Origin of the sequence: Streptomyces sp. NPDC059564 (assembly GCF_042735575.1) — a bacterium.
Lineage (GTDB): Bacteria > Actinomycetota > Actinomycetes > Streptomycetales > Streptomycetaceae > Streptomyces.
On record NZ_JBHWBP010000398.1, the window covers coordinates 1 to 6,631 of the forward strand.

At 75.4% G+C, this 6,631-nt stretch carries 5 protein-coding genes; 3 read left to right on the forward strand and 2 right to left on the reverse strand.

Annotation, left to right across the window (positions count from 1 at the left end):
* The 3 genes from ACFV0Q_RS36355 to ACFV0Q_RS36365 all read left to right on the forward strand — a co-directional run.
* The coding region (locus ACFV0Q_RS36355; RefSeq protein ID WP_385011514.1) for an aldo/keto reductase at positions 1-509 on the forward strand (509 nt) is incomplete at its 5' end.
* A 74-nt stretch (positions 510-583) separates the two neighbouring features.
* Complete coding sequence (locus ACFV0Q_RS36360; RefSeq protein ID WP_385011516.1) at positions 584-2,656, forward strand: prolyl oligopeptidase family protein; 2,073 nt, start codon at positions 584-586, stop codon at positions 2,654-2,656.
* A 95-nt stretch (positions 2,657-2,751) separates the two neighbouring features.
* Positions 2,752-3,930, forward strand: a complete 1,179-nt coding sequence (locus ACFV0Q_RS36365) for a PP2C family protein-serine/threonine phosphatase (protein ID WP_385011518.1) — start codon at positions 2,752-2,754, stop codon at positions 3,928-3,930.
* A 12-nt stretch (positions 3,931-3,942) separates the two neighbouring features.
* Here the strand turns inward: ACFV0Q_RS36365 and ACFV0Q_RS36370 are convergent, their stop codons facing one another.
* Positions 3,943-6,057 (reverse strand): SpoIIE family protein phosphatase, encoded by a 2,115-nt coding sequence (locus tag ACFV0Q_RS36370; RefSeq protein ID WP_385011520.1) that lies wholly within the window; start codon positions 6,055-6,057, stop codon positions 3,943-3,945.
* A 171-nt stretch (positions 6,058-6,228) separates the two neighbouring features.
* Positions 6,229-6,631 (reverse strand): phospholipase domain-containing protein (locus tag ACFV0Q_RS36375; protein ID WP_385011522.1); only part of this gene is annotated, 403 nt, incomplete at its 5' end.

The following is a 6,631-nucleotide window of genomic DNA, read 5'->3' on the forward strand; positions in this document are numbered from 1 at the left end:
TGGTGAACCTGCGCGTGCTCGGCACCGCCTCCGTCGCCGAGCGCTTCGGCGTCCTGGCCGAGCTCCGCGAGGCCGGGCTCATCCGCCACCTCGGCGTCTCCAACGTCACCCCCGAACAGCTCGCGGAGGCCCGGACGGTGGCCCCGGTGGTCTGCGTGCAGAACCCCTACGGCATCGGCATGCGGCCCGACCAGGACGCCTTCGTCCGCTCCTGCGGGGAACAGGGGATCGCCTTCGTACCGTTCTACGCGATCGCCGCCACCGGACGCGAAGGCGGCGCGGGCGCCGCCGAGAGCGAGGAACTGCTCGCCGTCGCCCGGGCCCACGGCGCGAGCCCCGCGCAGGTCCGCCTCGCCTGGACGCTGCACCGCGGACCGCACGTCCTCGCCATCCCCGGCACCGGCAACCCGGAGCACCTCGCCGCCAACGTGGCCGCCGGAGCCCTGCGCCTGACGGAAGCGGACCTGGCCGCCCTGGACGCCGTCCACCACCGCGCCGGCCCCGCCTGACGGCCGGAGGCCGCCGGCGGGCTCCCGCCCGCCGGTGCGCCGTTCCCGCGCGGCCCGTGGGGCACAATCGACGGATGAGCGACGAAGCCCCCGGCGACCCCCGCGCGCACGACCACGAGCACGACCCCTACCTGTGGCTGGAGGACGTGTCCGGCGAGGCCGCCCTCGCCTGGGTCCGGGAGCGCAACGCCGAGACCGTCGCCGCGCTGACCACCGGCCCCGGCTTCAAGACGCTCGAACACGAGGTGCGCGAGGTCCTCGACGACGACGGGCGCATCCCCTACGTCGTCCGGCGCGGCCGCCACCTCTACAACTTCTGGCAGGACGCGGAGCGCCTGCGCGGCATCTGGCGGCGCACCACCCTGGAGGAGTACCGCACCGACCACCCGGCCTGGGAGACCGTCCTGGACCTGGACGCCCTCGCCGAGGCCGAGGGCGAGCGGTGGGCCTGGGCCGGCAGCAGCGTCCTGACCCCCGGCCACCGGCACGCCCTGGTCATGCTGTCGCGCGACGGCGCCGACGCCTGCGTGGTGCGCGAGTTCGACCTGGAGACGCTCCGGTTCGTGGACGGCGGCTTCGCGGTCGAGGAGGCCAAGACCCGGATCGGCTGGATCGACCACGACCACGTGTGGATCGGCACCGACTTCGGACCCGGCTCGATGTCCCCATCCGGCTACCCCCTCCAGGTCCGCCGCTGGCGCCGCGGCACCCCCCTCGAAGCCGCCGAGAAGGTCTACGAGGGCCGGCCCGCGGACCTCTCCGCCTCCGGCTGGCGCGACCACACGCGCGGCTTCGAACGGGACTTCGTCTCCCGCCAGATCGACTTCTGGAACCAGGAGCTGTTCCTCCTCCCGGCGGACCACGAGGACCCCCACACCCCGCCCGAGAAGATCGACGTACCCGACGACGCCGTCGCCTCCGTCCACCGCGAGTGGCTGATCGTCACCCCCCGCTCGCCCTGGCTCGGACACGCCCCCGGCAGCCTGCTCGCCTTCGACTTCGACGCCTTCCGGACGGGCGCCCGCGAGCCCGAGGTGCTGTTCACCCCGGACGCGCACACCGCGCTCGGCGGCCACAGCTGGACCCGCAACCACCTCCTGCTCACCACCCGCGCCGACGTCTCCTCGCGCCTGGAACTCCTCACCCCCGGCCCCGACGGCTGGACCCGCGCCCCGCTGGCCGGCGTACCGCCGCTGTCCACGGCCTCCGTCGTGTGCACCGACCCCGACGAGAGCGACGAGTACTTCCTCAACGTCACCGGCTTCCTCCAGCCCTCCACCCTTCACCGGGGCACCGCCGGAGCGCCCGACGGCGGCGAGGGCGTCAAACGCGGGCCCGCCCTCTTCGACCCCGCCGGACTGACCGTCGCCCAGTACTTCGCCACCTCCGACGACGGCACCCGGGTCCCGTACTTCGTCATCGGCCCCGAGGACCGCCCCGGCCCCGGACCCACCCTGCTCTACGGGTACGGCGGCTTCGAGATCTCCATGGTCCCGCAGTACAGCGCCGTGACCGGCCGCGCCTGGCTCGCCCGCGGCGGCACGTACGTGGTCGCCGGCATCCGGGGCGGCCGCGAGTACGGACCCGCCTGGCACCAGGCCGCCCTCGGCGCCCACCGCGTCCGCGCCTTCGAGGACTTCGCCGCCGTCGCCCGCGACCTGACCGGCCGCGGCATCACCACCCCCGCCCAGCTCGGCATCGAAGGCGGCAGCAACGGCGGCCTCCTGATGGGCGCCATGCTCACCCGCGACCCCGAGCTGTTCGGCGCCGTCGTCGCCCACGTGCCGCTGCTGGACATGCTCCGCTTCCACAAGCTCCTCGCCGGAGCCAGCTGGACCGCCGAGTACGGAGACCCCGACGACCCCGCCGACCGGCCCCACCTGGAGCACATCTCCCCGTACCACCGCATCCGCGCGGACGGCCCCCCGTACCCGCCCCTGCTCCTGCTCACCTCCACCCGCGACGACCGGGTCCACCCCGGCCACGCCCGCAAGGCCGCCGCCCGGCTGCGCGAGCACGGCCACCCCGTCCTCTTCCACGAGCACCTCGGCGGCGGACACGCCGGAGCCACCGACCACCGCCAGACCGCCTTCAACGAGGCACTCGTGCACACCTTCCTGTGGGAGCGCCTGACCCCGCGCAGGTGAAGACGGTCCGGCGCGCTGCGCGGCCCGCCGCCCCCGGGCTGGTGGAATGGACCGACCGGCGGCCCGCACGGGGCCGCCCGGCGGGCGGAGGTACTGTGTCGGATCGCGACGGCCGCGCGTTCGTTCCGGCCCCGGACGAGACCCTCGACGCGATCGGCACGACCGACGACGAGAACACCACCTGCCGGGAACTGGCTGCCTTCCTCTTCCGCACCCTGTGCGACGCGGCCGCCGTCGACCTGAGCCTCGAAGGCGGCCGCGTCGAACGCGTGGCCGAAGCCGGGGCCGTGGGGCTGCTGCGCCCCCCGGTCCCGGCGACCCGGCCCGCCGTACGGGCCGTCGACGACGGACATCCGCTGCGCAGCTGGACCCTGCGGCCGGGCGGCTCCCCGCTGCACGGCCTGTCCGTCGCGCTGGTGCGGCACGGGACCTCGTACGGGACCCTCCTCGTGGTGCGCACCGGCGCGGCCTTCACCGACCGGGAGGCCGCGGCCCTGCACTTCGCGGCGCGGGTCGCGGCCGTGCACATCCGCCACGCGCGGCGGCTCGCGGCCACCGAGAGCGTCGCGCTGAACCTCCAGCGGGCCCTCGTCGCCGATCCCGGCCGCCCGCACCCGAACCTCCTGATCGCGGGCCGCTACCTGCCGGTCGGGTCGAGCGCCCTCGTCGGCGGCGACTGGTACGAGACGGTACGCCTGCACTTCGGGCGGACCCTGCTGGTCGTCGGCGACGTCATGGGGCACGGCCTGGACGCCGCCGTGGACATGAACGCCTACCGCTCCACCCTGCGCGAGGTCGCCTCCACCGACCTGGCCCCGCACCGGGTGCTGCGCCAGCTCGACGCCCTGGTCGCCGAGGACGCCGGACGGCGCCCCGCCACCTGCCTCCTCGTACGGGTCGACCCCGCGCGCGGCACCGCCGTCTACGCAAGCGCCGGCCACCTGCCGCCCGCGGTGTTCGCCGCGGACGGTACGGGGCGGCTCCTGGACGTCCCCGTGGGACCCCCGCTGGGCACCGGCCTGGGCGGCTACGAGTCCGCCGCCCACCCGCTGGCCGAGGAGGAGACGCTGCTGCTGTACACCGACGGGCTGGTCGAGCGGCGCGGCGAGGACATCGACGTCTCCCTGGCCCGCCTCACGGCCTTGCGGCTGCCGCCCGGCGGGACGATCGCCGAGGCCGCGGACGCGATCGTCACCGGCCTCGACGCCCTCCACGCCGAGGACGACGTGGCCGTCCTCGCGGCCCGCATCCGCTCGCGCTCCCCGCACGCGTGAGGTCCGGCCCGTTCAGGGGTCGACGCGGGCGATGAGGAGGGCCACGTCGTCGTGGGTGTCGGGGCGGCGCAGGGCGGACAGGAGCAGGTCGCAGGTCTCTTCGAGGGGTCGCTGGGGGCCGGCGAGCAGGTCGGTGAGGGTCAGCAGGCGGGTGTCGATGTCCTGGTCGCGGGTCTCGACCAGCCCGTCGGTGTACAGGACCAACTCGTCGCCGGGCGCCAGGGTGAGGGCGGTGGTGCTGAAGGGGATCCCGCCGACGCCCAGCGGGACCGCCGACTTCAGGCGCAGCAGCCGCGGGTGGCGGCCGCCGTGCAGGTGGACCGGCGGGAGGTGGCCGGCGGTGGAGAACAGGCACAGCCGGGTGTGCGGGTCGTAGACGGCGTACACGCAGGTGGCCATGGCCTCGCCGAGGTCGGCGGTCGCGGCGTCGAGGTGGGTGAGGACCATGGCCGGGTCCAGGTCCAGGCGGCCCAGGGCGCGGGCGGTCGCCCGCAACTGGCCCATGGTGGCGGCGGCGTTGATGCCGCTGCCCATCACGTCCCCGACGACCAGCGCGGTGCGGTCCCCGGTGAGCGGGATCACGTCGAACCAGTCGCCGCCGGTCTCGTCGGCGGCGCCGGCCGGCTCGTACCGGTAGGCGATGTCCAGCCCGGGGGCCGCCGGCGGGTGCTGCGGGAGGAGGTGCTGCTGGAGGGCGAGGGCGGCGTGCCGCTGGCGCTGGAACCAGCGCGCGTTGTCGATGGACACCGCCGCGTGGGCGGCGAGTTCCGAGGCCAGCAGCACGTCGTCCGGCCCGAACGGCGCGGGGTTGCGGGCCCGCTTCAGATCGAGGGCGCCCAGCACCTGGCCGCGGGCGATGAGCGGCACCGCGAGGTACGAGTGCACGCCCGCCTCGCCGAGCAGCCGGGCCGCGTCCGCGTCGCGGGCGATGCGGGGCAGGTCCTCGGGCAGTACGTGCGGGACGAGCACGGGCCGGCCGGTGCGGGCGCAGCGGGACACCAGCCGGCCGGGGCCGTACAGGGCGACGTCCCCGACCGGGTCGGCCGCTTCCTCGGCGGGGGTGTGGTAGGCGGACTTCACCGCCAGCGCGCGGAACCGCACCGCCCCGTCGCCCGGCCCCTCACCCGGCCGGCCACCGGGGAGGGCCGTGTCGAGGACGTCCACGGCGGCGATGTCCGCCACCTCCGGGACGGCCACGTCGGCCAGCTCCCGGGCGGTGATGTCCAGGTCGAGGGTGGTGCCGATGCGTACGGAGGCGTCCGCGATCAGCGACAGGCGCCGCCGGGCGCGGGCGGCGGAGACGGCCGTGCGGTGCTGCTCGGTCACGTCCATCACCGAGACCGCGACCCCGATGACCCGGGCGGCCTGGTCCTCCAGCCGGTAGACCGACACCAGCCAGGCGCGCTCTTCCTCGGCGTCCTCGGCGATCCGGCCGGTGGTGAACTCGTCCAGCACCGGTACGCCCGTCTCCATGACCTCCCGCATCCGGGTCTCGACGGCGGCGCCGTCCAGGAAGGGCAGGATCTCGGCGATCCGCTGCCCCAGGTGGCGGTCGGCCGACACGCCGTGCAGGCGCTCCAGCGCCGGGTTGACCAGCACGTAGCGCAGGTCGGTGTCGAGGACGGCCAGCCCGATGGGGGACTGGTCGACCAGGCGCAGGGACAGGGCGAGGTCCCGCTCGACCCGGCGCAGGGTGGCCTGCTCGGAGGCGAGGCCCAGCGCGTACACACGGCCGTTGTCGGCCTGGAGCCGCATGTTGCGGAACTCCACGAGCACCGTCCGGCCGTCGCGGTGCCGCACGGGGAACACGCCCGCCCAGGCGCCGCCGCCCGTGGCCTCGCCCGCCATCACCCGGGCGAACAGGCCGAGGACGTTCGCCCGGTTGGCCTCGTCCACGAGCAGGGTCGCCGCGTACTGGCCGAGAGCCTCCTCGGCGGTGTACCCGAAGAGCGCGGCGGCCTGCGGGCTCCACAGGGCGATGCGGCCCTTGGCGTCGAGGACCGCCGCGGCCACCCCGAGGACGTCGAGCAGTCCGCCCGCCGCCGCCGAATCGGGCGTCGGAGGCCTCACCACCTCGGCATCCGCCCCGGCGCCGGTGGCACGCGGGACGGGCTGCACATCGGCCATCACCGGCCTCCTCACCCGGACGGACCTCCTTCCATGCTCCGTCCCCGCCCCGACCCCGGCGACCCGTCACCCGAGGCAACCGATGAACCCCGGAGCGTGACCCGCGGCATGCCGGAGAACCGGCCGGGAGGGTCCCGGCCGGTTTCCCGTTCCGTTCGGTTCAGGCCGGCGTCAGGAGCCCTGCTCCGTCAGGATCGCCGGGTCCGACAGGCCGGCCGCGCCCGTCTCGACCTTGCCCGCGAAGCGGCGCAGGAAGTCCGGGGCCTCGGAGGCGGTGACCGTCACGTCGTACCAGCGCTTCGTGTTCTTCAGCGGGACGCTGTACGTCACGGTCGCGCCCTTGGCGACGGTGAGGCGCTTCGGCCCCCCGGCGTAGGCGTTGGTGACCGTCAGCGTCGCGGTGGACGCTCCGGCGTTGGTGAGGGTGAGGTCCAGGTTCCCGGTGGCCGCGTTGTGGCGGGCGGTGACCTCGGGGCCGGCGGTGGTGCCGGGGTTGCGGAAGCCGCGCAGGAAGCCGTTGGGGCCGTGCACGGTCAGGTCCGTGACCCCCGCCGAGTAGCGGGTGTTCCAGGTG

Bases quoted from the DNA above. Each gene is read 5' to 3' on its own strand.
- ACFV0Q_RS36370 (WP_385011520.1), bottom strand. From the start codon at position 6,057: ATGGCCGATGTGCAGCCCGTCCCGCGTGCCACCGGCGCCGGGGCGGAT.
- ACFV0Q_RS36360 (WP_385011516.1), top strand. From the start codon at position 584: ATGAGCGACGAAGCCCCCGGCGACCCCCGCGCGCACGACCACGAGCAC.